At 68.8% G+C, this 26,321-nt stretch carries 11 protein-coding genes; 6 read left to right on the top strand and 5 right to left on the bottom strand.

Annotation, left to right across the window (positions count from 1 at the left end; all coding sequences use genetic code 11):
• The first annotated feature begins 56 nt into the window (after positions 1 to 56).
• The 4 genes from QHF84_RS36395 (at position 57) to QHF84_RS36380 (ending at position 15,204) form a co-directional block, all read left to right on the top strand.
• The gene (locus QHF84_RS36395) at positions 57 to 329 is read left to right on the top strand and encodes a hypothetical protein (protein ID WP_281318204.1); all 273 of its coding nucleotides are present in this window, start codon (positions 57 to 59) and stop codon (positions 327 to 329) included.
• A 212-nt stretch (positions 330 to 541) separates the two neighbouring features.
• On the top strand, positions 542 to 2,602 hold the full coding sequence (locus tag QHF84_RS36390) for an AgmX/PglI C-terminal domain-containing protein (RefSeq protein ID WP_281318133.1): 2,061 nt from the start codon (positions 542 to 544) through the stop codon (positions 2,600 to 2,602).
• Positions 2,603 to 2,950: 348 nt separating this feature from the next.
• The gene (locus QHF84_RS36385; protein ID WP_281318132.1) at positions 2,951 to 3,862 is read left to right on the top strand and encodes a tetratricopeptide repeat protein; all 912 of its coding nucleotides are present in this window, start codon (positions 2,951 to 2,953) and stop codon (positions 3,860 to 3,862) included.
• Between the two features lie 68 nt (positions 3,863 to 3,930).
• Positions 3,931 to 15,204: a tetratricopeptide repeat protein gene (locus QHF84_RS36380; RefSeq protein ID WP_281318131.1), complete on the top strand. Its 11,274-nt coding sequence runs from the start codon at positions 3,931 to 3,933 to the stop codon at positions 15,202 to 15,204.
• A 396-nt stretch (positions 15,205 to 15,600) separates the two neighbouring features.
• Here QHF84_RS36380 and QHF84_RS36375 read toward each other — a convergent pair whose 3' ends face one another.
• Positions 15,601 to 19,539, bottom strand: a complete 3,939-nt coding sequence (locus QHF84_RS36375; protein WP_281318130.1) for a serine/threonine-protein kinase — start codon at positions 19,537 to 19,539, stop codon at positions 15,601 to 15,603.
• A 231-nt stretch (positions 19,540 to 19,770) separates the two neighbouring features.
• Between QHF84_RS36375 and QHF84_RS36370 the strand changes: the two genes are divergently transcribed.
• Together QHF84_RS36370 and QHF84_RS36365 are read left to right on the top strand one after the other, a co-directional pair.
• On the top strand, positions 19,771 to 21,297 hold the full coding sequence (locus QHF84_RS36370; protein WP_281318129.1) for a hypothetical protein: 1,527 nt from the start codon (positions 19,771 to 19,773) through the stop codon (positions 21,295 to 21,297).
• Between the two features lies 1 nt (position 21,298).
• A complete protein-coding gene (locus QHF84_RS36365) occupies positions 21,299 to 22,228 on the top strand; it encodes a hypothetical protein (RefSeq protein WP_281318128.1) in 930 nt (309 codons plus the stop codon).
• 18 nt (positions 22,229 to 22,246) lie between these two features.
• On the opposite strand, the gene lpxB is transcribed toward QHF84_RS36365, so the two are convergent.
• The 4 genes from lpxB to QHF84_RS36345 are packed head-to-tail and all read right to left on the bottom strand — an operon-like array spanning position 22,247 to position 26,142.
• Positions 22,247 to 23,389: a lipid-A-disaccharide synthase gene (lpxB, locus tag QHF84_RS36360; protein ID WP_281318127.1), complete on the bottom strand. Its 1,143-nt coding sequence runs from the start codon at positions 23,387 to 23,389 to the stop codon at positions 22,247 to 22,249.
• A complete protein-coding gene (locus tag QHF84_RS36355; RefSeq protein ID WP_281318126.1) occupies positions 23,386 to 24,630 on the bottom strand; it encodes an HRDC domain-containing protein in 1,245 nt (414 codons plus the stop codon). The genes lpxB and QHF84_RS36355 overlap by 4 nt, the downstream gene beginning before the upstream one ends.
• Positions 24,627 to 25,562 carry a matrixin family metalloprotease gene (locus tag QHF84_RS36350; protein ID WP_281318125.1) on the bottom strand — a complete coding sequence of 312 codons (936 nt, stop codon included), beginning with the start codon at positions 25,560 to 25,562 and terminating at the stop codon, positions 24,627 to 24,629. Before QHF84_RS36350 ends, QHF84_RS36355 begins: the two co-directional genes overlap by 4 nt.
• Positions 25,540 to 26,142, bottom strand: coding sequence for a hypothetical protein (locus QHF84_RS36345; protein WP_281318124.1), 603 nt, complete (start codon positions 26,140 to 26,142; stop codon positions 25,540 to 25,542). Before QHF84_RS36345 ends, QHF84_RS36350 begins: the two co-directional genes overlap by 23 nt.
• Between the last annotated feature and the right edge of the window lie 179 nt (positions 26,143 to 26,321).

The raw sequence follows: 26,321 nt of genomic DNA, 5'->3' as shown, positions 1-26,321 counted from the left end.
CAGGGACGGTACGATGTGACTGAAAATACGGCGAAGACTGGCGAGGAGGCTTGAAGATGAAGAGGTCAACGCGTTTGGGTGCGGCGCTGGTCGCTGGTGTCGGCGTTCTTCTCGTGACGTCGTTCGCGTTTGCCCAGGGCAAGGCCGGCGGCGGTGGGAAGAAGGACGAGGGGTACGGCTACGAGTTCACCGACGATCCCCTCAACGCCGGTGGCTTCGGGCCGAACGATGCGACGATCCGCGTTCGTCCCGGTCCGGTTCGCACGACCCTGATCCGTCCGCGCACGTCGTTCGTGCCGGAGATGCTGAAGTCGGTCGAGAATCTCTGAGAAGGCTCGGGGGCTCATGTGGGGGGGCTCGGGCTGCGGTTTTGTGCGAGCGCGGGGACGTGATCGCTGGACCGCAGCGATGAATCCAAGGGCCCTATCGCCTTTCTGGGAAGGCGCACGGGCCCCTGAGTAATATTCGGTGCCCCGAACCCGGGGTTTCTGGTCGCCTCGGGCGACGGCGGGACGCAAAAGGCAGGGAAGGCTGGCTCACGATGGAAGGCAAGCAGAAGGTCGCGCTCACGTTCGCGCTCTACCAGAATGAAGCGCTCGTGCGTCGAGAGACGGTGACGCAGGACATCGTCAAGGTTGGAAAGGACCCGAAGAGCCATCTGCGCGTCGACGACGAGCTGGCCTCGCGCATGCACGCCGTCATCGAGGTGGCGTCGCCCGAGGACATCACGCTGATCGACCTCGGCAACGAGCCGGGGACGCTCGTGAACGGCGCCCGGGTCAACAAGGTCAAGATCAAGGCGAACGATCAGCTCCAGATCGGCGGCACGAAGATCGTGCTCGAGAAGGCCGAGCCTGTGGCGGTCGCGGGAGGCGCGGCGAAGGCGCCCGGCAATCCGTTTGCCGCGGCTCCGGCGGCAAACCCGTTCGGCGCGGCTCCGGCGGCAAACCCGTTCGCGGCAGCCGGCGGCAACCCGTTCGCGGGCGCTCCCGCGGCGGCGCCGAGCCCGTTCGGCGGCGGCGGCGGCGACCCGTTCGGCATGAACAACCCCTTCGCGCAGCCGAAGCCGCCCTCGCACGATGAGGTGCCGCACGACGCGCCCGAGGGCTCGTACACGTACCAGCTCGTCAAGAGCGGCCCCGACGTCCCGAACGAAGAAGTCGAGACGCCCTCCGCGTCCGTCGAGGTGATGATCATGTGGGATCAGATGATCCTGCACGTCTCGCACCTGACGCCGCCGCGCTCGTTCTACGTGGGCGAGGAGGAGAGCAAGAACTTCAAGTGCGATTACTTCGTGCCCCAAGAGAAGATCGGCACGACGCGCGCGCCGGTGGTGCTCGCGGACAAGGGCGGGTCGGTCTCGGTGGTGCTCCTGCCCCGCGCGAAGGGCACGATCGAGCTCGCGGGCCAGCCGAAGATGACCGTGCAGCAGGCGATCGACAGCGGCAAGACGCAGCCCTGCTCGGAGCTCTCGGGCGCGTTCCAGATGTCGCTGCCGCCGGGCTCGAAGGCGCGCATCGACGTGGACGGCCTGATCTTCCAGGTGTCGACGGTGAACGCGGGCCGCGTGGTCGCGGGGCACGTGCAGCTCGACACGACGAACTACCTCTATCACGGCCTCTCGATGGCCGTGCATCTCGGGCTCCTCGCAGCGATGGCGTTCTTCATGCCGCCGCTCGGCGCCACGGACGAGGACGGGGTCTCGGACGATCAAAAGTTCATGATCCAGCAGTTCCTCAACGCGGCCGCCGAAAAGGAGATGGAGGAGAAGGAGACCGAGCAGGTCGCCGACAACGCCGCCGACAACAAGGAAGGCGGCACGGGCACGCGCGCCAAGGGTGAAGAGGGTTCCATGGGTAACCCGAACACCAAGGCGTCGGGCAATCGGTACGGCGTGCAGGGCCCGGCGGACAACGCCGATCCGCACATCGCGCGCCAGGCAGCGCTGCGTGACGCGGCGGAATTCGGCATGATCGGTCTGCTCAACTCGGGCGCCGGTGGTGATCCGAATGCGCCGACCGCGCCCTGGGGTCGCGACGACTCGCTCGGCAACGACGCCCTCTCGGCCCGCGGCAACATGTGGGGCGACAACATCGGCGACTCGTTCGGCGCGGGCGGCCTCGGTTTGTCCGGTATCGGCGAGGGCGGCGGTGGCCGCGGCGAGGGTATCGGTCTCGGCTCGATCGGCACGATCGGCCACGGCGCGGGCACCGGCACGGGGCAGGGCTTCGGCTCCGGTCACGGCCGATTGTCGGGGTCGCACCGCACGAAGCCGCCGCAGGTGCGCATGGGCGCCACGAGCGTGAGCGGTCGTCTCCCGCCCGAGGTCATCCAGCGTATCGTGCGCCAGAACTTCGGCCGGTTCCGCCTCTGCTACGAGAACGGCCTGCGGAACAACCCGAACCTCCAGGGCCGCGTGGCGGTGCGCTTCGTCATCGGCCGTGACGGCGCGGTGTCGAACGTGGGCAACGGCGGCTCGGACATGCCGGATGGCGGCGTGGTGTCGTGCGTGGTCCGCGCGTTCTACGGTCTGTCCTTCCCGCAGCCGGAAGGCGGCATCGTGACCGTCGTGTACCCGATCATGTTCAGCCCCGGCGGCTGACGTCGGTTTGCACCGGAAGCGTTGCCCCGCGGGTCACGAGCTCGCGGGGCTTCGTGTTTTTGTCGACGAGCATCAACGCTCGCGGGGGGAGCGTCTCGGCCTCCCGAGTACGCCCGGACGCTTGGCGCTTTGGGGGATGGGCACAATCCGAACTGGACTTTCGGCGCGCCATCCGCCTATTCTCGGCGCGCAAGAGAACGTCTCGTCCTGTGCCTGGGCGGCAATTTGGGCTGCAAGTTCGAGGACTTATGTGCGTGCTTCGTGCGGGTGGGGCTGCCGTGGCCCTCTCCGCGCACGGGTGACGCGAGGAGCGGCGGAGCCAGCTCCGAGAGAAAGGTGAGCGAAGCAATGAAGCTTGGCGCAATGGTGATGGCGTCCTGTCTCGTGGTCTCGAGCGTGCTGGGGCTCGGGTGCAGCCGGAACCGGCAGGAAGCCGTGATCCTCGCAAACCAGGCGGACAAAGAGGTCGCGCTGAACCCGGACGGAGCGGCGACGAAGTACGAGCAGGCGACGAAGCTCGATCCCACGAACCACAAGATCTTTTACAAGCTCGCGATGGCCTACAAGAAAAAGGAGGAGTGGGACAAGACCGCCTCGACCTTGAGCCGCGCCACGCAGCTCGCGCCGAAGTTCGCGAACTACTGGTTCGAGCGCGCCTACGCGCTCGAGATGCAGGCGAAGAAGAAGACGATCTCGTACGACGAGGCCAAAGAGCCGTACCAGAAGTGCATCGAGAACGATCCGAACTTCGCTGACTGCTACCACCAGCTCGGCAACGTGTTCCTCTGGACCGACGACGAGCAGAAGGCGCTCGAGAACTACACCAAGGCGGTCGAGCACAATCCGACGGAGATCCGTTACTATACGGCGCTCGCGGATCTCTACATCCGCCTCGGGTACACGAAGGAGGCCGAGCAGGTGCTCAAGGAAGCGAAGAACTTCGCGAAGCCCGGCGACAAGACTCTCTTCGGCGTGCACGTGCTGCTCTCGCAGGTTCACCAGGATCGCGGGTCTCTCCCGGAGATGGTGACGGAGCTCGAAGCAGCGAAGGCGGTCGCGGGCAACGAAGGCCCGGAGTCGGTGCAGATTCTCTTCAGCTTGGGAAGCACTTACGCGCAGCTCACGCCGCCGAGGACGCAGGAAGCCGTCCAGATGCTCAAGGGCTTCACGGCCCGGGCATGCAAGGGCGCGAAGGCGGCGAGCTTCAAGACCGAGTGCGAGACCGCGCAGACGCTGGTCACGCGGCTCGGTGGCAACTAGTCGGGGGCGCGGTTCGACGACGTCGTTTGCAAGGCCTTTTGTAGGTCAGGTCAGGGGCCGAGGAATCCATGGATCTTGCGCAGCGTCTGAAGCATCTCGAGTCGGTTCGTGAATGGCAGGGGCTCGCTGAAGAGCTCGAGAAGGGGCTCGCCAGCGAGGCGGATGCCACGGCGAAGGCCGGCTACCACCTGCGTCTGGGGCGGCTCCTCGAGGAGAAGTTCCTCCAGGGCGTCAAGGCGCTCAAGCATTTGCAGGACGCCTTCAAGCTGAATTCGACGCTCACCGAGGCGCTTCGCCTCGCGCGGCTCGTGTACTGGGACCTGGGCAAGATCAACATGGTCCAGAGGCTCCTCGAGCTCGAGCTGAAGGGGCTCGGGGACGGCCCCGAAGCAACTGCGCTGCTCGTGGAGCTCGGGGATGTGTACTGCGACATCGGCGACAACGAGAAGGCCGTGTCGACGTACGCGCGCGCTCTCGGCGCGTCCGGTGGCACGAGCGAGGAAGCGCGCGCCGGCCTCGCCGATGCGCAGGTCGAGCTCGGGAGCTGGGAGGCGCACGCCGCCGAGCTCCTCCAGCGCGCGAACGACGCGTCGCTCGATGCGGCTTCGCGTGCGCGCCTGTTCCTGCGGGCTGCGCGGCTCGCGCGTCGCTTCGCGCCGGCGGAGGTCGATGACCTCCTCGCCAAGGCGTACGAGGCAAACCCGCTCGATCCCCAGGTGGCCGCGCTCTACGAGGGCATCCTCGTGGAGGAGGAGCGCTCGCAGACGCTCGTGGACGCGCAACGTCGCGTGCTCGACGCGATGAGCGGTCGCTCGCGCGCCGAGGCTGCGCTTCGGTTCGGCACGCGCTGGGCGACGCGCCATCAGAACCCGGAGATCGGCTCGAAGCTGCTCGAAGAGGCGCTCGCGCACGATCCCGAGGCCGAGGGCGCGTTCACGTACCTGCGTGATCTTTGGGGCGCCAAGGAAGGCGACTGGGAGCGCGTCGCGACGCTCGCCGAGAAGATCGCGTCGGACGGCGGCAACGGCTCGCCGTTCATGCTCGCGCAGGCCGGCGGGATCATCTGGCAGAAGCTCGGCAACGTGATCCGCGCGCGGCCCTGGTTCGAGAAGCTCTCGCAGGTCGCGCCGCAGCATCCCACGCTGCAGGCGTTCGAGACGCAGATCGGCGAGCGCCTCGGCGCGGCGACGTCGGTGCCCGTGGCTTCGGTGCCCGCGGCTTCGGTGCCCGCGGTGTCCGAGCCCGCGCCGTCTGCCGCTGCGCCCGAGGTCGAGACCGAGGTGTCGACGGAGGTCGTCGAGGAAGAGATGGCCGTCGACTGGGCGAAGATCGAAGAGCTCAAGGCCAAGGCCCAGAAGCAGGAGCAGGCCAAGCGCTTCAACGAGTACGTCAAGACGCTCGTCGAGCTCGCGGAGGCGGTGCCCGACGCAGCGGACAAGATCTCGTACTACCTGCAGGCCGCTGATCTCTACACGGGCAAGTTCTCGAACGCGGCCGAGGCCGTGAAGTGCTTCGAGGCGATCCTCGTCATCGACGGCGAGAACGCGCAAGCGATCGAGTACCTGCAGCAGAGCTACGAGAAGCGCCGCGACTGGGAGAAGCTCATCGGGCTGAACCGGCGCAAGGCGCAGATGATGCCGCCGGGGCCGTCGCGCGCCGAGAAGTTCCTCGAGATCGCGAAGCTCGCCACCGAGCGCGTGAAGAAGCCCGAGGTCTGCGTCGAGCTGTGGGACGAGGTCCTCGCCGACGATCCGGAGAACGTCGAGGCGCTGAACGCGCTGTCGGGCCTCCACGAGCGCTCGAAGGACTGGGACAAACTCGCCGTCGTGCTGCAGAAGCAGGTCGAGATCACGGCCGACTTCAAGGCGAAGGAGGCGCTGCTCGGCAAGCTCGGCGCGCTCTACGGCGAGCGCCTGAACAACGACGACGCGGCGATCGAGGCGTGGGAGCAGCTCCTCACGCTGAACCCGAACGAGCGCAAGGCCCAGGAGGCGCTGAAGAAGCTCTACCTGAAGGTCGCTCGCTGGGAGGACCTGCAGCGGTTCTACGAAGAGCAGGGCAAGTGGGACGAGTTCATCCGCGTTCTCGAGTCGCAGGAGGCGAAGGAGACCGAGGACAAGAACAAGATCAGCTTGCTCATGAAGACGGCCCAGCTCTGGCTGGATCAGAAGGGCAAGGCCGATCGGGCGATGAAGGCCTACGAGAAGGTCTGGACGATCGACGCCGGGTACCTGCCGGCGGCCGAGGCCCTGATCCCGCTCTACACGCAGGCCAACAACGCGAAGGGTCTCGCGACCGCGATCGAGGTCAAGCTCGCGAACGATCAGGACGCCGAGACGAAGCTCGCGCTCTACCGTGAGGTCGCGGGCCTCTACGAGGCGAAGCTCAAGGAGCCGCAGAGGGCGTTCGAGCGGTTCCTGTCGGCCTTCGAGCTCGCGCCCGGCGACGAGCAGTGCGTCGAGGATGTCGAGCGCGTCGCGCGCACGACGGGGAGCTGGGACAGCCTCATCGCGTCGTACGGCAAGACGATCGCGCGCGCGGACGAGGAGGCGGATCGTGATCTCGGGATCGCGCTGCGTCTCCGGCTCGGTCGCGTCCTCGTCGACGAGGTCAAGCGCGTGGACGACGCGCTCGCGCAGTTCCGCGCCGTGTACGACACGGACAGCGAGAACGCCGCGGCGATCTCGGCGCTCGAGCGTCTCTACCGCGATACGGGTCGGTTCACGGAGCTCCTCGAGATCTACAAGCGCAAGCTCGAGCTGGCGCAGGATACCGAGGAGACGAAGAGCATTCGCTACGCGATCGCGCAGCTCTACGTGAACGAGATCAAGGATCCGGCGAGCGCGATCACGACGTACAACGAGGTCCTCCAGGACGATCCGGCCGACGCGCCGGCGCTCGAGGCGCTCGATACGCTCTACCGCGAGCAGGAGCAGTGGGAGAGCTACGTCGACGTGTTGCGTCGGCGCATCGAGCTGAACCTCGGCGACGCGATCACGGTCGACCTCAAGTACCGGCTCGGCTCGACGCTCGAGAAGCTCGGCGACGCGCACGGCGCGCTCGAGAACTACCGGGAGATCCTGGTCCTCGATCCGGCGAACGACGGCGCGCGCATCGCGCTCGAGAAGCTGCTCGAGAACGAGGAGCTCCGCGCCGAGGCGGCCGGGATCCTGCAGGAGATTTACGAGACGCGCGGCGACTGGGAGAAGCTCATCCAGTCGCTCGAGATCCTCGCGGCCGCGGAGGCGGACGTCGGGACGCGCGTGAACCTCCTGCGCAAGGTCGCTCGTACGGCGGCCGAGCACCTGACGGATCTCGCGCGGGCGTTCGAGGCGCAGAGCCGCGCCCTGAAGGACGATCCGTCGAACGGCGAGACGCGCGGCGAGCTCGAGCAGCTCGCGGCGCAGGCCAGCTCGTGGGACAAACTCTTCGCGGTCTTCAGCGAGATCGCGGGGGGTTTGAGCGACGAGCGACTCGCGCGCGAGTACTGGATGCGGCTCGCGGGCATCTCGGAGAAGCTCGGCAAGATCGAGGACGCGGCGAACGGCTACAAGCGCGTGCTCGAGATCGATCCGGCGGACGGCGAGGCGCTGGCCGCGATGGACGCGCTCTATCGCCGCACCGAGCGGTGGCAGGACCTCATCGAGGTCTTCCGCCGGCGGATCGCGCTCGCGCCGGAGTTCACGGATCGCGAGGCGCTCTTCGCGCAGATGGCCGAGGTCTACGAGGAGAAGCTCTCGCAGCCCGGTGATGCGATCGCGGCCTACCAGGAGGTGCTGCGCGAGGATCCGACGAGCCACGTCGCGCTCGCGGCCCTCGACGGCCTCTTCTCGCGGCAGAGCATGTGGGAGGACCTCGCGGACAACCTGGAGCAGCAGCTCCGGTACGCCACCGAGGACGAGCAGCAGATCCGGCTCATGCTCCGCCTCGCGGCGCTGAACGAGTCGAAGCGGAACCTGCTCGACACGGCGATCGAGGGCTACCGCCAGGTCCTCGAGCGCGAGCCCGCGAGCGAGGAGGCGCTCGGCGCGCTCGAGCGGCTCGGCAAGTTGCCCGAGCACGAGGTGGCGATCGCCGAGATCCTCGAGCCGCTCTACAGGGCGTCGGGCGATTACATGAAGCTCATCGGCGTGCACGAGGTGCAGGTCCGACGGAGCGACGACGTGAGCCGCAAGGTGGAGCTGCTCCACCAGATCGCGACCCTCTACGAGGAGGCCGGCGGTGATCTGAACTCGGCCTTCGACACGTATGCGCGCGCGCTCGGGCACGACCCGGCGCTCGACACGACGCAGCAGGGCCTGGATCGGCTGGCACGCGAGACGGGAAGGTTCCCCGACCTCGCGCGCGTGCTGGAGGAGCTCGCGGCGCAGCAGCAGGAGCCGGAGCTTTCGAGCCAGCTCTACACGATGAGCGCGCGTGTCTACGAGTCGGACATCAAAGACATCGAGAGCGCGATCAAGCACTACCGCAAGGTGCTCACGATCGACGCGCACAACCTCGGCGCCGCCGAGGCGCTGGAGAACCTCTTCAGGGTCGCGGATCGTTTCGAGGAGCTCTCGGCGATCCTCCAGCAGAAGGCCGACATCCTCGACGAGCTCGGCGAGAAGAAGGGCGCGCTCTTCCAGGCGGCGTCGATCGAGGAGGAGATCCTCCAGCGGCACGACGCGGCGATCGCGGTGTACGGCAAGATCCTGGAGCTCGATCCGGAGGATCTCGGCGCGATCGATCAGCTCATCAAGCTCTACCTCGGTTTGTCGCGGTGGGCCGACCTCCTCGCGGTGTACACGAAGAAGGTCGATCTCGTCGGCGATCCCGAGGAGAAGAAGAGCATCTACTACCAGATGGGCGCGGTCTACGAGAGCGAGCTCAAGGACGTGCCGGCGTCGATCGACACGTACCAGCGCGTTCTCGAGCTCGATCCGGACGATCAGCAGGCGCTCGGTCGGCTCGACGTGCTCTACCAGCAGGCCCAGAACTGGCACGAGTTGCTCGGCGTGCTCGAGCACCTCTCCCGCATCTCGGCCGATCCGGCGGAGCAGATCAGCTACAACTACCGAATCGCCGAGCTCTACGAGAAGCACCTCGGCGATGTGCAGCGCTCGATCGAGCTGTATCGCGATCTCCTGCAGGTGATGCCCGATCACGAGCCCACGCTGATCGCCCTCGAAGGCATCAAGAGCAGCGGCGCGACGGCGGCGCTCGAAGCGTCCCTCGTGCTCGAGCCCATCTACGACACGGCGCAGCAGTGGGACAAGCTGATCAGCGTCCTCGAGGTGCAGGTCGCGAAGGCGGACGATCCGTACGCCAAGGTGGAGCTGCTCCACCGCATCGCGCGACTGCACGAGGAGATGCTCGGCAACCACCAGGCGGCCTTCGACACGTACGCGCGCGCGGTGACGTTCGACATCGCGAACCAGGACTCGCTCGGCAACATCGAGCGGCTCGCGATGTACGTGACGCGTTGGAAGGACGTCGCGGCGCTCTACGATCAGGAGCTCGGCAAGCTCGGTGAGCAGCCGGATCAGTTCGTGGAACTCGGGCTCCGCCTCGCGGGCATCTTCGAGACGCAGCTCGAGGACGTGGACAGCGCGGTGGCGCGCTACCGGCGCGTGCTCGAGGTCGACGCGGAGAACTGGACGGCGATCTCCTCGCTTGACCGGCTCTTCACGATGACGGAGCGCTGGACCGATCTCGTGCCCGTGCTCGCGCGCGAAGCCGAGTCGTCGCCGAACCCGGAGGACTCGCTCGAGTTCAAGTACCGGCTCGGCCAGGTCCACCAGCTCCGGTTGAACGATCTCGCGGCGGCGATCGGCGTTTACCGCGAGATCCTGAACGCGGCGCCCGATCACACGGCGACGCTGGAGGCCCTCGAAGGGCTCTTCGCGGCCGGCGTGAAGCAGCTCGAGATCGGCGAGATCCTGGAGCCGCTCTACCAGTCGTCGGGCGACTTCGAGAAGCTCGTGGGCGTCCTCGAGGCGCAGCTCACGCACCTGACGGAGCCCGCGGATCGGCTCGCCATGTACTACCGCATGGCGGAGATCCACGAGGAGCGGCTCGTGGCGCTCGACGGCGCGCTCGGCGTGTACGTCCGCGCGCTCAAGGAGTACCCGGCGGACGAGAAGACGCTCGAAGAGGTCGAGCGGCTCGGCGGCTCGACGGACGGCGGCTGGAACACGCTCGGCGACGCGTACGCCGACGTGCTCGGCCTGCACTCCGACAAGGCCGTGCAGACGAACATCGGCACGCGGCTCGCGCGCGTGTTCGAGGAAGAGCTGCGCGACATCGAGAAGGCGGAGCAGACGTACCGCTACGTGCTCGGCGTCGATCCGCTCGATCCGAAGGCGCTGGCCGAGCTCGATCGGATCTACACGGGGCTCGAGCAGTACGCCGACCTCGCGGGGATCCTCGAGCAGCGCGTGAAGGTGCCGATGGAGCCCTACGAGCTCATCGAGCTCTACGGCCGTCTCGGCCAGGTGTACGAGGAGCAGCTCGGGCAGGTGGACGACGCGATCCGCGCCTTCCGCCGGCTCTTCGACGAGCTCGACGCGAACAACGAGGCCGCGATCTACGCGCTCGAGCGCCTGTACGGCAGCAAGGGTTCGTGGACCGAGCTCATGGGCGTCTACGAGCGCGAGCTCCAGATCACGGCGAACGAGGGCGACGTGCGCGCGAAGATGGCGCGCCTGCTCTCCGAGCCGGAGATGCTCAACAACATCCCGGCCGCGATCGACATGTGGAAGCAGGTCCTCGACATCAAGGGCGAGGACACGGAGGCGCTCTTCGCGCTCGCGAACCTGTACGAGCGCGAGCAGCGGTGGGCGGAGCTCTGCGAGGTCCTCGAGCGGCAGTTCGACGTCGAGCCGACCGACGAGGCGCGCGTGGCCGTGCTCCTCCGTCGCGCGAAGCTCTACAACGATCAGCTCACGCGCGACGACCTCGCCCTCGACGATTACAACCGCGCCCTCGACATCGAGTACGCGAACGTCGAGGCGCTCTACGCGATCGCGGACATCTGGCGGAAGCGCAACGATCCGAACGAGCTCGTGAGCATCCTCCACCAGACGGTGGATCGCGCAGGTTCGGTGCTGCCGGCCGAGAACGTGGTGGCCCTCTATCGCGAGCTCGGGACGACGTACCAGAACGTGCTCGTCCAGCCGTACGACGCGATCGACGCGTGGCGGAAGCTGCTCGCCGTCGACCCGCGCGACTTCGTGGCCATGGCGGCGCTCGAGAACCTGCTCCGCGCCGAAGAGCGCTGGGTCGAGGTGATCGACGTCAAGATGGGCCGCGCAGCCGCGTACGAGGACGGCGCGGAGAAGATCCGCGAGTACCTCGAGGTCGCCGACATCTGGGAGCACCAGGTCCAGGACAAGGACAAGGGCACGCCGGCGTACGAGAAGGTCCTCGAGATCGAGCCGACGCACGATCGAGCCTACCTCGCGCTCGAAGAGCTGCACGGCGCCGCGCACCGCGCCGAGCCGCTCATCGAGCTGTACCTCGCGCGCCTCGACACGCGCGAGGACACGGACGAGAAGACGGACATCCTCCGCAAGGTCGCGCGCGTGTTCGAGACCGAGCTCGAGGACCGGATGCAGGCGTTCGACGCGCTGCTCACGGCGTTCGAGCTCGACTTCGACAACATGGACACGGTCCGTTACCTCGAGCGCATGGCGCAGGCGACGAACCGCTGGCCGGAGCTCGTGCAGACGGTCAACGGCTGGCTGCAGGGGCTGAACCCGGACCGGGATCCGCTGCGCACGATCCGGCTCTGCCTGCACCTCGCGAAGTGGTACGCGGAGGACCTCGGGCACCCCGAGTACTCGCAGCCGTACTACGGCAAGGTGCTGCAGATCGACCCGAACAACGTCGACGTGCTGCGCCAGATGGCGAACTTCCACAAGAAGGGCGGCCAGTGGCAGCAGCAGGGCCAGATGCTCACGCGGGCCCTCGAGATCGCCGTCAAGGACACCGATCGCAAGGAGATCCTGACGGAGCTCGGCGAGGTGCTCGAGAAGAACGCGGGCGACGTGGAGCAGGGCCTCTCGTTCTACAAGCGCGCGCTCGACGTGGACGCCTACCACCTGCCGGCGCTCGATGCGCTCGACCGCATCTACACGGATCGCGGCCTGCTCCCGGAGCTCGTCGACATCCTCACCCGCAAGGGTAAGGCGCAGACGGAGTCCTCGCAGATCGCGGCCACGAAGCTGCGTTGCGCGGGCCTCTACGAGAAGGAGCTCGGCCAGATCGAGAAGGCGGGTCAGGTCTACCGCGAGGTGCTCGAGGTGGACGCGGCCAACCTGCTCGCGATGCGCGGCCTCGAGCGCGTCTACAACCAGACGCACCAGTGGCCGGATCTCGTGAGCGTGCTCGAGATGCAGCTCGACGTGGTCACGACGGAGCGCGAGCGCATCGACGTGCTGCTCAAGATCGCGAAGATCCAGGAGGAGCAGTTCCTCAAGCCGGATCTCGCGGCCGCGAGGCTCGAGCAGGTCGTGGACATCGATCCGCACCACGAGGCGGCGCTCGAGTCGCTCGAGCGCTGCTACCGCCGGCTGCGGCAGTGGCACGACCTGATCAGCACCTACGATCGCCACATCAACGCGACGATCGATCGGCAGAAGAAGATCGAGCTCTGGTCGGCGACGGCGAAGGTGTACGCCGAGGAGGTCCAGGACTTCGACCGCGCGATCGACGCGTGGCTGAACATCACGGATCTCGACGACAAGCACATCCCGGCGCTCGAAGCGCTCGCGAAGCTCTACGAGAAGCAGGAGGATACGTCGCGCGCCATCGATTACATGACGCGCGTCGCCGACCTGACTCCGGACGGCAAGCAGCGCGTCGAGATGTATTACCGGATCGGTAAGCAGCTCGACGAGAAGCAGGGCGATCGGATCGCCGCGCGCGATCGCTTCGAGATGGCGCTCGATCTCGATCCGGCACACCTGCCGACCCTCGCCGCGCTGCGCGTCATCGCGATCGACTCCGCGGATTGGGATACCGCTGCCCGGTACCTCGATCAGGAGCAGATGAACACCGAGGCGCCGCGTCAGCGCGCCAAGCTCCTCGTGGAGCTCGGCAAGCTGCGCGACCACCAGATCGGCGAGCACGACCTCGCGGTGCAGGCGTACGAGCTGGCGCTCCAGAGCGACGCTGACAACGAGGACGCGGCGATGCCGCTGCTCACGGAGTACGTGAGCAACGAGAAGTGGGCGAAGGCGGAGCCGCTCGCCGAGATGCTCGTACGCAAGTCGGGCAAGCGCGAGAAGGCCGAGCAGCACCGGCTGCAGAACACCTTCGGCAAGGTGCTCGTCGCGGTCGGGAAGAACGAGCAGGCGCTCAAGGCGTACCAGGCGGCCTACGCGATCGACATGACGGATCGCGAGACCATCGAGGGCCTCGCCGACGTCTGCTTCCGCTTGAGCGACTGGGCCGGCGCGCTGACGAACTACCAGAAGGTGTTGTCGGGCTACACGGATGACGAGACCGAGGCGCGGGCGAACGTCTACTACAAGCTCGGCCTCATCAAGCAGAACCAGGGCCAGGCAAAGCAGGCGATCAACAACTTCGAGAAGGCCCTCGGCGTGGAGCCGGCCCATCGGCCGACGCTCGACGCGCTCGTCGCGGTCTACGACGGGCTGAAGGACTGGAAGCAGGTCGCGCACTACAAGCGCCAGATCCTCGACAACCTCATCGACGGCGCCGAGCGCTTCAAGCTCCTCGGCGAGATCGCCGATACGTGGGAGAAGGATCAGAACCCGTCGAAGGCCGTCGAGGCGCTCGAAGAGGCGCTGGATCTGGAGCCCCAGAACCACGTCCTCTTGCACCGGATGCTCACGCTGTACCAGAAGGTGGCCCAGTGGGAGCGGATGGTGGACACGCTCCAGCGCATCGCGGACCTCGAGACGCAGCCCGGTCGCAAGTCGCGCTACTTCTTCACGATGGCGCAGATCTACCGCGACAAACTCGAGGATCTCCCGCGCGCGGTAGACCTGTTCAACGACGCGCTGGACCTCGATCCGGCCTTCCTCGACGCCTTCGAGCGCATCAACAAGATCCTCACGGCGCAGAGGGATTGGAAGCAGCTCGAGCGCGCGTACCGGAAGATGCTGCACCGCGTGGCAGGCAAGGGGAACATCGACCTCGAGTTCACCCTCTGGCACGCGCTCGGCCTCATCTACCGCGATCGACTCGAAGACGTGAACGCGGCCGTCGAGACGTTCAAGATCGCCTCGCGCCTGAAGCCGGAGGACCAGCAGGAGCACCAGATCCTGGCGCAGCTCTACACGGGCCTCGGGAACACGGAAGACGCGATCACCGAGTACCAGTCGCTCGTGAAGATCGACGCGACGAACGCCGACTCCTACCACGAGCTCTACCGGCTCTACGTGGAGCAGAAGGCGTACGATCCGGCGTGGTGCACGGCGGCGGCGCTCGCGTTCATCCGTAAGGCCGACGAGGACGAGCAGCGCTTCTTCGAGGACTACCGTCCGCAAGGGATGCTGCAGGTCAAGAACCGGCTCGACAACGAGCAGTGGCTCCGGAACCTCTTCCACGAGGAGGAGAACCTCTACATCGGCAAGATCTTCGAGATGATCGCCTCCGCGGCGCTCAAGGCGAAGATCGCGACGCTGGAGGCGAAGAAGGAGAAGCCGGTCCTCGATCCGCGCTTCCGTCAGGATCCGGCCACGTCGACCGTCACGTTCGCGCGTACGTTCGGCTGGGCCTCGCAGGTGCTCGGGATCCCGTGCCCGGCGCTGTACGTGCGCAGCGACGTGCCCGGTGCCCTCGTCGCCGTTCCGGCCGAGCCGCCGTCGTCGGTTGCTGGTCAAACGGTCTTGACCGGGTTCTCGCCGCAGGAGCTGACGTTCATCATCGGCAAGCACCTCGCGATGTATCGCGGCGAGCACTACATCAAGACGCTGTTCCCGACGGTCACCGAGCTGACGGTGCTCCTCTTCGCGGCGATCAAGCTCGTCCAGCCGGACGCGCCCTCGCCGCCGGACATCGACAAGCAGGTGCTCGCGACGGCACAGACGATCCGCCAGTTCATGCAGCCGATGCAGATCGAAGGTCTGCGGATGGTCGTGAAGAAGTTCGTGGCGGACGGCGCGAAGGCCAACCTGAAGCGGTGGTCGCAGTGCGTGGACATCACGGCAAACCGCGCCGGGTACCTGCTCTGCGGCGATCTCGAGATCGCGAAGAAGATCATCGCAGCCGAGCCGCAGCAGCCGGGTGATCTGCCGCCGCAAGAGAAGCTCAAGGAGCTGCTCCTGTTCTCGGTGTCGGATCAATACTTCGCGCTGCGGCAAACGCTGGGCATCGCGATCGGCGGCGAGTAACCCTCACCGCGTCGACAAAACGGCCGCCCTCCTCGAAAGGGGAGGGCGGTTTCGTTTTGTATGCGCGGGGCGTTGCCCCGCACCCCAGCAGGGGGCTGTCCGCCCCCTGCACCCCGGACCAGGCACGGCCTGGACCGAGGGTGGATGAACTGCGCATCGCGCAGTTCATCCAGCGGGCCCGTGGCAAGACCACGAGCGGCGTTGCCGGGCAGGCTGACGGGCTGCGCTGCCGCCTCGGCTGGCCCCTCGCCAGTCTTGCCTCGGCCTGTTCGATGAACTGCGCGCTGCGCAGTTCATCGACCCCGGGTCCAGCGCTTGCGCTGGTCCGGGTCCAGGGGTGGACAACCCCTGGTCGGGGTCCGGGGTGAAACCCCGGCGCCCACGCTGCCTATGGGATCACGACTCGTTTGGCGGAAGCGCGAGGACCTGCTCGATTGGCTTCGTGACGCAGCCGTAGGCCTCGGCGGCGGCGAGCAGGCCTGCGTTGTGCGGGAGGTTCACGAGGAAGGCGCGTGCGTAGGGCGTGCCTTCGAGGCCCTTCAGGCGGCGCTCGAGGTGCGGGATGGCGCGCTGGATTGCGTCGCGGGCGCTCTTCAGGTCGCCGATGTCGACGTATGCGTCGTGCAGCGTCAGGTAGATCGACGCCTCGTTGAGCAGGCTCGGGGCGCCGGATTCGACGAGGCTTGCGGCTTCGCAGGCGAGCTCGATTGCCTGGTCGGAGTTGCCGAAACGACGCTCGGCCTCGGCCCAGAAGCCGAGTGCGACGGGCAGGACGTCGCGGTTTTGTGAGGCGCGGTAGGCTTCGGTTGCCGTTTTGAGCAGCGAACGCGCGCGTGGGATGTTGCCCGCGCCGTCTGTGCGGAGCAGCTCGCAGCCGCGGTAGAAGAGCGTGCCGAGCGTCACGCGATCCTTGTGGAACCAGGCCACGGTTGCCTCGTCGGCGCTCGCGCGGGGCTCGGCGAGGGGCCCGTCGAGGCGGCTCTCGGGGCCGAATGTCGCGGCCCAGCAGAGCAGGTTCATCTGCGCGTTGCGCACTGTGCCGGGGCTGCCGATCGCGGAGGCTTTGGCGAGGCCTGCTTCGAGCTGGTGCAGCGCCTCGTGACGCGCGCCGATCGTCGTCAGGGCGAAGCCGACGTTCGTGATGAGCATGGCTTCGCGCTCTTGCAGGCCTGCGCTCTTCGCGGCGCGGGCTGCGTTGCGCCGGGCATCGAGCGCTGCGCCGAGCTGACCTTGCGTTTGCCGGACGACTGCGAGGGCCTGCCAGGCGTCGACGGCGGCCCAGTCGATCGAGCCTCGCTCGGTGAGATCGAGCAGGACGCGCGTCTCGCGCTCGGCGAGATCGAGCCGGCCTGCGTAGGCGTACAGGTTCGCGAGCGACGCCGAGCAGCGCGCTTCTTCCTCGACGAGGCCGAGCTTTGCGGCGCGATCGCGGCACTGGATGAGGCGCGCTTCGACGTCGAAACCCGCGCCGAGCACGTAGTCGTATCGGACGCGTGCGCCGAGGGAGCGGATCTCGCTCTCCTCGTCGAAGACGTTCTCGGCCATCGCGTCGATGGCCTCCTTGCGCTCGGAGGACTTCGCGTCGAGGCGGCTGTGGGCCTCGTCGAGCAGCACGGCGCGGCCGAATGCGGTGGGTTTGTCGGTGGCGAACATGAGCGCGCGCTCGGCCATTTTCACGGCCTCGCCGAGCGAGTTTGTCGCGAGGGCGCGGCGCGCGGCGGTCTCCCAGTGGACGGCGGCCTTCTCGTGTTGCGCGCCGAGATCGAAGTGCTGCGCGACCGTCGCGGCGTCCTCGCCCATGTTTGCGAGCCATTCTGCTGCGGCGGCGTGGATCTGCTTGCGGAGCTCCTCGTTTGCCGAGGCGTAGGCGACGTCGCGGACGAGGGCGTGCTTGAACAGGAACTCGCGCGTGCCGGCGAAGCGGCTCGCGCCGTGCTCGACCAGGAGCTCCGCGGCGATGAGCTTCTTCAGGGCGCCGTCCGCGTCCGCGACGCCGACGGCGCTGATGCCCGAGTCCCACACGCTCAGGCCGAGAACGCTCATGCGGACGACGGCTTCGCGGGTCGCGTCGTCGAGGGCGTCGAGGCTGACCTGGATTGCGGCTTCGATCGTTGCGGCCGTGGTGACGTCCTTGCCTGCGGCGATGACACGCGCGAGCTCCTCGGCGAAGAGCGGCGAGCCGGCGGCCTGCTCGGCGACGCGGTTCAAGATGGCCTCGTCCGCGTTCTCGCCGATGATGGCGCGGGCGATCTCGCGCGTGGCCTTCTTCGACATCGGGCGCAGGTCGATGCGCACGTGATCACGGCCGACGAAGCGCTGACCTTGGTCACGCCAGAAGGACGGCCGCATGACCATCATCACGAACAGGGGCAGGTTCGTGGCGCGGCCGAGGAGGTGCTCGATCCAGGAGATGCTCTCGGGATCGGACCATTGTGCGTCCTCGAAGAGCAGGACGCAGGGGCCGGCAGAGGCGGCGCCGAGGGCGAGCTCGGTCATCGAGAGGTAGAGCGAGTCGCGGGCGCCGCGTGGGTCGAGGCCGTCGTCGAAGGGCTGGTTCGCCAGCAGGCGCGAGAGCAACGTGCTGTCGCCGCTCCGGAGCTTGCGCACGCGCAATGCTTGCTCGACCTGCTCGAGGCTCGCGCCCTTGGGCAGGCCGAGCAGGGCGCGGAGGGCGTCCGTGGCGACGCCGAGGGCCTGGGCGCGGCCGAAGGACTCGCAACGCACGCGGACGAGCAGCGGGGGCTCGTCGCGTGTCGTGATGCGGTTGACGAACTCGCGGCCGAGGCGGCTCTTGCCGATGCCGGGCGGGCCCGAGATCGTGACGATGATGGGCGTGCGATCGTCGACGCAGCGCTCGTACTGGGCGAGCGCGTTGATGAGCTCGGCTTCGCGTCCGATGAACTGCTCGGTCTTGCGGCCCTCGGGCTTGGCGCGCGCGCCGACCTTGAAATGCCCGCCGGGGACGGGGTCGAACTGGAAGAAACCCTTGTCGAGGTCCTTCGTCGTGCTGTCGCAGAGCAGGTTCGCCTCGCCCGCCTTCCGGGCGAGGGCGCTCGCGCGATCGACGACGTCGCCCGCGGATTTGACGCGATCGAGCCGCGTGCGGCCCGTGGAGACGCCCACGCACGCGCCGAGCTCGGCGAGCCAGCGGCCGAGATCGAGGGCGTTCGTGGCCTCGTCGCCGTGCGATTGACGCATGCCGAGGTGCGCGACGATCGAGTCGGTGCCGAGGGGCAAGGCGTCGGCGCCGCGCTCGCGTAGCCGTTCGAGCAGCTGCAGGCGTTGCTCCTTGCGCGAGCCGACTTGCAGCGCGACGAGCGTCGTCACGAGCCGCGTGTTCATGGGCGGCGGCTCGGTCGAGGTGGCGAGCGCGCGCGCGATCTCGGGGACGGATGGATCGCGGCAGAGCGCGTCGAGCTCGAGCGCGACCTCGCGCGACGAGGTCGGGCGGTGCTCGCGCTCGGACATGAGCATGCGCGCGACGAGCTCGTCGAGGGCCTCGGGCACGTCGAGGAGCAGCTCGCTCAGGCGTGGCGCGGGCGTCGTGGCGAGCAGGGCGATCGTGGCGATCGAGTTCGAGCCGATGTGCGGGGGCCTCCCCGTGAGCAGCTCGAAGAGCGTGGCGCCGAGCGAGTAGATGTCGCTGCGCGCGTCGGCGATGGCGTCGCCGCGGGCCTGCTCGGGGGCCATGTACGCGGGGGTGCCGACGAAGATGTCGTTGCCGGTCAGGCGCATGTCGCGCGACGTGGCGACGCCGAAGTCGACGAGCTTCGAGGTGAGCTGCTCGGGGGCGGGCTCGCCGTCGTCGCGGGTCCTGCGCGTCGTGCGCGTGGAGACGGGGGGCGAGTCGGGATCGGGGAAGCGGCTCGACAGGACGAAGATGTTCGAGGGCTTGATGTCGCGGTGGACGACGCCGGCGTCGTGGGCGGCGGCGAGCGCGAAGGCGACTTGACGCGCGATGTCGAGGGCCTGGCGCATGGTGAGCGCGGCGCGGAGCTGGCGCGTGAGCAGGTCCTCGCCTTCGAGCCACTCCATCGCGATGAAGGGCGTGCCCTCGTCGAATTTTCGGCCGAGCGCGGCGGTGTAGCTCGAGTCGAGGGCGCCGTAGGCCACGACCTGGACGATCCCCGGATGATCGAGCTCGCTCAGGATCTTGCCCTCTTGCAGGAGGCGCATGCGTTCGCCCGGATCCGACTCGCCCGCGGCGATGATCTTCAGGGCGACGCGCCGCTGGGAGACCGTGTCGAACGCGCGGAACACGATGCCGACGGCGCCGCGTCCGACCTCGCGCTCGACCTGAAATCGCCCGGCGATGAGCTGCTGGGTGCGTGCCATGCCTTGCTCGGGACTCCCTATCGCCGATTGCCGGCCGAGGGTGTACGTAGACCCGTGGTACGCGGGCCCGCCCAAGGGTACACAATCGTCGCACGAGCCAAAAGGCGAGAGGTGCATTCGAGAGCGCGCTCGCTTGACGGTCTCGGGCCGAACCCCTAGCCTCACGGCCACGCGCCCGCCCGGATTCGTGGGAACCGGCGAGCGCGAGGAGACGCGAAGAGGAGCTAGCGCATGCTCGAGCGGGTCGCGGTCCACCAGACGAGGCTCCGCACACCGGGCCTCGGCCTGGACGCGCGTGGCGTGGCGCTCGGCGCGAAGGGCGTGGTCCTCCTGCCCTCGATCGATCGCCTCGTCGCGTTCCTCGCGCTTTACACGAGGCAGGGCTCGCTCGCCGACATCCTGCGGTCGCTCGCGATCGAGGTCGTGCGCTCGAAGCTCGGCGCGCGCGAGGTGACGTTGACCTTCGCGGCCGAGACGAGCGATCGCATGGATCGGATCGCCGAGATCGCTCGCCTCGCGGGCGGCTACACGTTCACCGGGACGAGCCGTCACTTCGTCCAGTACCGCGACGCGGCGGCGCCCTTCGGCTACGACGTCGCCCAGATCAGCGCGGGCGACGCGACGCTCTGGCTCTACCACAACACGTTTTCGCAGAGCTACGAGACGGAGCGGAAGATCGACGTGCGCTCGCTCGTGCTGCGCCTCGAGCCGCACGCGGATCCCTCGACGGGGCGTGAGCCGGGGCCGCGCTGGCTTTCCGCGGAGGCGGGGCTCGGACCGGCGCTGATTCACTACTTCGTGCGATCGGGCGTGACGGCCGAGGTCGGCGTCGCCGAGTGGCCGCCGGCGTCGAGCTTCGACGATGGGCCGGTCGTCCGGTACCTCTTCCGCGTCCCCGAGCTGCCGGAGCGCATGATCCCGCTGCTCACGCGCACGCCCGGCCTCTCGATGTTCCTGCCGGCCGCGCCGGGCACGGCCGTGGAGGTGGGCTTCCGGCACCCCGTGAACCTCCGCGCGTGCCCCGTCTTCGCGGAGACCGGCCTCGTGCTCTTCCGCGGTCATGGCCTGGATCCGCTGGAGATCCCGAAGTTGCCCGCGCTCGGCGACGTGCGCGCCTTCGCGCGCATGGAGATGCGCAAGGACGTGGCCGCCGCGCGCGCGAGTGCCCAGCCGACGACCTCGGTCTCGGTCGCGCTTCGCCTCGTTCCCACGCTCGATCCGTGGCGTCACGTGACGGCGACCTGGGTCGAGGCCGAGGATCTGCCCGTGCTCCGCCGCATCGCCTACGCGCTCGGGCCGGAGAGCCTGCGCGCGGCGCGCGTCGCGTTCACCGAGCGCGGCGCGATCGTCCGGCATCCGACGGGCATCGAGGGCATCCCCGTGGGCCAGTTTTTCCGCGAAGTGCACAAGCAGCTCTACGTGCCCGCGGGTTACGACGTGGTGCCCGCGGTCGCGCCGGACGTGCTCTACCGCTCGCTCGGCGCGCCGCCCGGGCAGGTGCTCTTCATCGGTCGCGACGGCACGGTGCTCGGCGTGCCCGAAGAGGGGTTCGTCTCGCTCGAAGCGGCCGTGCTCGAAGCGCAGGCGTGGCTGCCGCTCGCGGCCGATCGCTTCGCCGATGCGCTCTCGTCGGCGCTCGCCACGGAGCTGCCCGAGGTGACGCTCGGCGGCGTGGGCCTCCGGCCGCTCAGGGACGTCACGGCGAGCGACGACGGCGCACTTCCCGCGCTCCCCGAGGGCGCGGGCAGCGGAGGCTAGCTTGGCGAGCGACGACGAACGGTTCGAGGAGCTCGTCGCGGGGATCGTCGCGCCCCTCGTCCTCGGCGGAAAATTGCGCCTCGCGCGGCCGTTCGGGCAGCTCGGGACGACGCTCGGGGAGGGGAGGCACATCGTCGACGCGGACCTGCGCTCGCGGATCGACCTCGCGCGTGTCAGGCGCGCGCGGCTCATCGCGCCGGTCGACACGTTGCCGGAGCTCGACGCGCACGAGTGGGCCCTCGCCGCGGCGCTGAACGACCTCTTGCAGGTGACGAACCACGAGCTCGGCGGGCTCTTCACGAAGGGTCGCTACATGCGCCTCTTGCGGAGCGTGTTCGATCTGTGTGGCCAGATCCCGCCGCCGCGCGACGTGGGCGGGGCGCTCGCCCGTCACGCGACGTTCGCCCGCGTGATGGAGCTCGGCCGCGCGGATACGTCGGTGCGCTGGTGGACGGGCTCGGCGAGCTTCCGCGGCGTGCCTCCGCCGAAGCGGCTCCTCATGTGGCAAAACCTGCGGCGCGTGCACGTGGAGACGCAGCGGGTGCCGCTGCACGAGATGTGCGACGGTTTGCCGTCGATGGTCGCCGAGGGCTACCAGAGCGCGCTCGCGGCGTGGCTCTCGCGTTCGCCGATCACCGACCTCGGTTCCATCACGCGCGCGGCGCCGGCCTTCGCCTGGTCGCCCGCGACGATCGCGCTCGTCGCGGTGCCCGCGGGTCGGATGCTCGCGTTCCGGGTGCTCTCGCGACAGCGGGCCGAGCACGTCACGACCGCGCTGGAGAAGGCGCGCGCAGGGCTCGACGGCGGGCTCGTGGCGCATCGAGCGGTGGTGGAAGAATTTTCCCGGGAGGTCGTGAGCACCTTCGAGGCGATGCGGGCCAAGCCGGACAAGCGGGCCGCGTCGGGGACGTCGTCCTTGCCGCGCACGTGATCGTTTGCGGTCAAAGGATCAGAGCCACGGCTCGAGCAAGGCCGCGACGCGCGCGCCGAACGGACCCGGGGAAGGGGGCCGGAGGAGCGCGTCGAGCGCACGAGCGTCGGCTTGCGCGCGCGCGTGGTGCGCGTCGTTCATCAGGGAAGCGGCGACCTCGGCGAGCGATCGACTCGTGGCCGCGTCCTGGAGCAGCTCGGGGGAAGCGCGTCGGCCGAGCAGCACGTTCGGCAGGCCGATGTGCGGGGTCCGAACGAGGCGGCGAGCGAGCGCGTAGGTGAGAGGATCGACGCGGTAGCCAATGACGGTCGGCAGCCCGGCGAGCGCGGCCTCGAGGCAAGCCGTGCCCGAGGCACAAAGCGCGAGATCGAAGGCGCCGAGCAGCGGGGAGGCGCCGTGCTCCGCATCGGCTTCGGCGATGGCGATCCCGGCGCGAGAGGCCGCCCGTTCGAGCTCGCCCCGCGCACGCGCATCGAGCCACGGGGCCACGAGCACGCGCGCCTCGTCCACGTCCCCGCGCGCCGCGAGGATCGAGGCTGCCTCGCAAAAGAGCGGCGCGAGGCGCGTGATCTCGCCGGCGCGGCTGCCCGGGAGCACGGCGACGGCGCGCCCTTTGCCGAGCCCGAGCCGGGCGCGCGCGACCTCGCGGGGCAGGCGCGGCGCCTCGGCCGACGGATGCCCCACGAACCGAGCATCGTACCCCGCCTCGCGCCAGAGCGGCTCCTCGAACGGCAGGACGACGGCGAGCCGATCGACGGCATCGTGAAGCGCGCGGATCCTCCCCGCGCGCCAGGCCCAGACCTGCGGCGCGACGGCCCAGAGCACGCGTGTTCCACGTCGCCTCAGCGCCCGCCCGAGCCGCGCGTTCAGCTCCGTGAAGTTCACGAGCAGCGCGGCGCGTGGTGGATCTTTGCGGACCCGTCCGATCAGCGCGCCGAGCGATCGCCCGAGCGCCGGCGCCTTGCGCAGCACGTCGAGCGTGCCCATCGCAGCGACGTCCGACGTCTCCGCGAGCGTCTCCATGCCCTGCGCCCGGCATCCGCGCCCGCCGATCCCGAAGGCGCGCGCGGCCGGCCCGAGCGCGCGCAGCACCTCGCCAGCGATGCGATCCCCCGAAGCCTCGCCCGCGACGACGAGCAGCGGCGCGCCTGCCCTGCTCACGGCTCCTCGTGCGGCGCGCTCCCTCGTGCCTGCGCGGAGGCCTCGCCGGGCGCCGAGAGCAGCGATGCCATGCGCTTGCCGTACCGCTCGACCCGCTTCTCCCCGAGGCCTGGGATCGCGGCGATCCGCGCGAGCGTCGCCGCGGGTGTTTCCCCCGCCGCCGTCAGCAGGATGCTCGCGAGATCCTGCGCGCAATGCCCCGGCAGCACGGCTTGCTCGTCGACGCCGCGGCGCTTCGCCTCGGCGCGCCGGAATCCGCTGATTTTCGCCTCGATCTCGCGCCGCCGTGTGATCTCTTTCCGATCGATCGGCACGACCTCGAAGAGCGCTTGCTCCTCGGGCGGCACGTCGCCTTCGGCGGCGCCGCGCGCGATCGCCTCGAGCCACCGCGCCGCGTGCCTCCCCGAGCGACCCGAGAGCGCGCCGGGCACGCGTCCGACCTCGGAGATCGACGTCGGACGCCTCTGCGCGAGCTCGATCAGGATCTCGTTCGTGACGATCTTGAACGGCGGCACGTCGGCGGCCTCGGCGATCGCCTCGCGCGCGGCCACGAGGCTCCGGAGCGCGGCGCGGCCGGGCCGATCGAGCTTGTGCGCGCCCTTGATCCGCACGTACGACGGGCGCGTCTCCCGTGGCGGCGCCATCGCGGCGCGGAGCTTGTACGCGCACTCCTCCTCGATCTCGGCTTCGATGTCGAGCGCGGCCGCCTTCGCGGCGAGCGCGCGATCGAGCTTCAGGAGATACGCGACGTCGTCCCCGAGGTAACGCAGCTCCGCCGGCGAAACCGGCCTCTTCGACCAGTCGTGTTGCTGAAACCGTTTGTCGAGGACGACCCCGAGCTCCGCCGCGAGCACCGACGCGAGCCCCGTCGCCTTCTGGCCGAGGAACCGCGCCGTGACCGAGGTGTCCCGCACGCGCGCGAGCGGCGCGCCCGCCTCGGCGAGCATGCGTGCGTCGAACGTGAGATCGTGCAGCACCTTGATGGGCCCCTCGGGGCCGAGGAGCTTTTCGAGCGCCGCCGCGTTCGTGGCGAGCGTGTCGACGATCAGGACGACCGTCGTGTCCCCTTCTTCCCAGGCGAGCTGTGCGGCGCAGAGGCGCGGGCGGTAGACGAAGAGGCCGTTCGCCTCCACGTCCACCGCGATCGCCTCGGCCTGCATGGCGCGCTCGATCGCGCCTCCGAGCGCGCGCGCTTCGTCGACCCAGAGGACCTCGTACGGCGGCGCTTCCGGGCTCGTCATGGACGCGCGCGTTCGGAGCGGCGCTTCGCTGCGAGGCCGAGGGCGAGGGCGAGCGCCGCGAGCGCGGTCCCGCCTGCCGATCGAGGCGCTCCCGGGGCCGTCGTGCAACAGCTCCCCCCGTCGTCGGTCGGAATCGGCTCCGGACTGCACTCCGACGCGAGCCCGCGGCGCGGCGTCGGATCACACGACGCGGGGATCGGATCGCCGGGCGGATAGGCCGCGCAGATGCCCTCGATGTCGTCGTTCGCCAGCGACCTGAGATCGATCGAGCCCGGCATGTAGTCGGCGAACATCGTCGCCGTGCCGTCCGCCGAGTGCGACAGACCCAGGAAATGCCCTGTCTCGTGCGTCGCGATCGAGGGCAGGTCGTAGAGGACGTTGTCGACCCCGGTCGTGAACTCGACGTTCGCCCCGTTGAGCTCCATGTCGGCGTCGTAGATCTCGCCGGTGTCGACGTTGTACGTGACCGTGGTGAGCGCGAGCGTGCTCCCCGCGCCGGCGTGCGGCCACACGTCGTCGTGGAAGAGGATGACGTTCGCGTTGCCGGCCTTCTTGTTGTACTCGTGCGCGTGACACTCCACGGGGCCGAGGTTCACGGCCTGGATGCGTGGATGCTTGCCGTCGCCGCAGTCGGCGTCGCTCCACTTCTTGAAGGCCTCCTCGAAGATCTTCGTCGCGTCGTCGAGGTCGATCTGGACCGACGCGTCCTTCTGCATGGAGAAGCCGACGCACGGGCTCTTCCAGAAGAGCTCGACGCCGCAGTCGGTCGGGCGCATGGGCGTGCACCGCGCGCCGGTCCCGACGCCCTTGCAGCTCGTCGTGCGGCAGTAGGCCGACGCCGTCGGCGTGAAGAGCGTCGCCGCCGCGACGAGCGAGAGCCCGATCGCGATCGATGCGAACCGTCCTCGGTTACTTGCGTTCGCGTTGCGCACGTTTCGCCTCCTCGATGGTCACGAGCGCGTGCGAGAGCGTCGCCCCCACAAGCAACTCACGCGCGCCGATGCTGGGCCCGGTCCGCGGCAGGATCGTCCCTGCGTCCGGGCTCGGCGCGAGCTTCGGCACGCCCCCCTCGGTGCTGATCACGGGGTAATGCCCCTGCGCCATCGCGGTCACGACGACCGCAGTCGGCGTTTTGTGCAGAAACAAAAGCGAGCGCTCCCCAGGCTTGAGCACCGCTTCGCCCGAGACCCACTGCCCGACGTCCCCCACGACGCCGCCGAGCGTCCGCACCCACACTTGCGTGCCCGGCTCGCCGACGACGGAGCTCTCCACGTCGAGCCGCGTGTACGTGACGATCCGCCGACCGCTCGGGCTGTCTTCCCACATGCTCTGTCGTTCGGCCGCCTTCGCGACGACGACGTACGACGAGCTCGACACGAGCTCATCGAGCGAGACGACCACCGAGACCGCCGCCGCGGCGTCTCTCGGGCCTGTGTGGGGCGACTCTGGCGACACGAACAGCGCCGCCGGCAAAGCAAGCGACAGCGCAAGCAGGGAGGCTCGAACGCGCATGCAGGGAAGGATACCACCATCCCCTCGATGGCGCTCCACGTGGGGGCGATCCGCGCGCACGCGGACGTGCGTGCCGTCGGGACATGCGAGGTTCGCCCTCTGCAAAAACGAAGCGCCGCGGCCCCCGAAAGGACCGCGGCGCTTCATCGCTCCCAGGCGCGGCCTTCCGCGCTCGGAGA

The sequence above is a fragment of the Polyangium sp. y55x31 genome (assembly GCF_029946505.1).
Lineage (GTDB): Bacteria > Myxococcota_A > Polyangia > Polyangiales > Polyangiaceae > Polyangium.
Note: the sequence above shows the minus strand (reverse complement) of the source record. Positions and strands in the feature narration are given on the sequence as shown.

Bases quoted from the DNA above. Each gene is read 5' to 3' on its own strand.
- QHF84_RS36380 (WP_281318131.1), top strand. From the start codon at position 3,931: ATGGATCTTGCGCAGCGTCTGAAGCATCTCGAGTCGGTTCGTGAATGG.
- QHF84_RS36395 (WP_281318204.1), top strand. From the start codon at position 57: ATGAAGAGGTCAACGCGTTTGGGTGCGGCGCTGGTCGCTGGTGTCGGC.
- QHF84_RS36345 (WP_281318124.1), bottom strand. From the start codon at position 26,142: ATGCGCGTTCGAGCCTCCCTGCTTGCGCTGTCGCTTGCTTTGCCGGCG.
- QHF84_RS36375 (WP_281318130.1), bottom strand. From the start codon at position 19,539: ATGGCACGCACCCAGCAGCTCATCGCCGGGCGATTTCAGGTCGAGCGC.
- QHF84_RS36370 (WP_281318129.1), top strand. From the start codon at position 19,771: ATGCTCGAGCGGGTCGCGGTCCACCAGACGAGGCTCCGCACACCGGGC.
- QHF84_RS36390 (WP_281318133.1), top strand. From the start codon at position 542: ATGGAAGGCAAGCAGAAGGTCGCGCTCACGTTCGCGCTCTACCAGAAT.
- QHF84_RS36355 (WP_281318126.1), bottom strand. From the start codon at position 24,630: ATGACGAGCCCGGAAGCGCCGCCGTACGAGGTCCTCTGGGTCGACGAA.
- QHF84_RS36385 (WP_281318132.1), top strand. From the start codon at position 2,951: ATGAAGCTTGGCGCAATGGTGATGGCGTCCTGTCTCGTGGTCTCGAGC.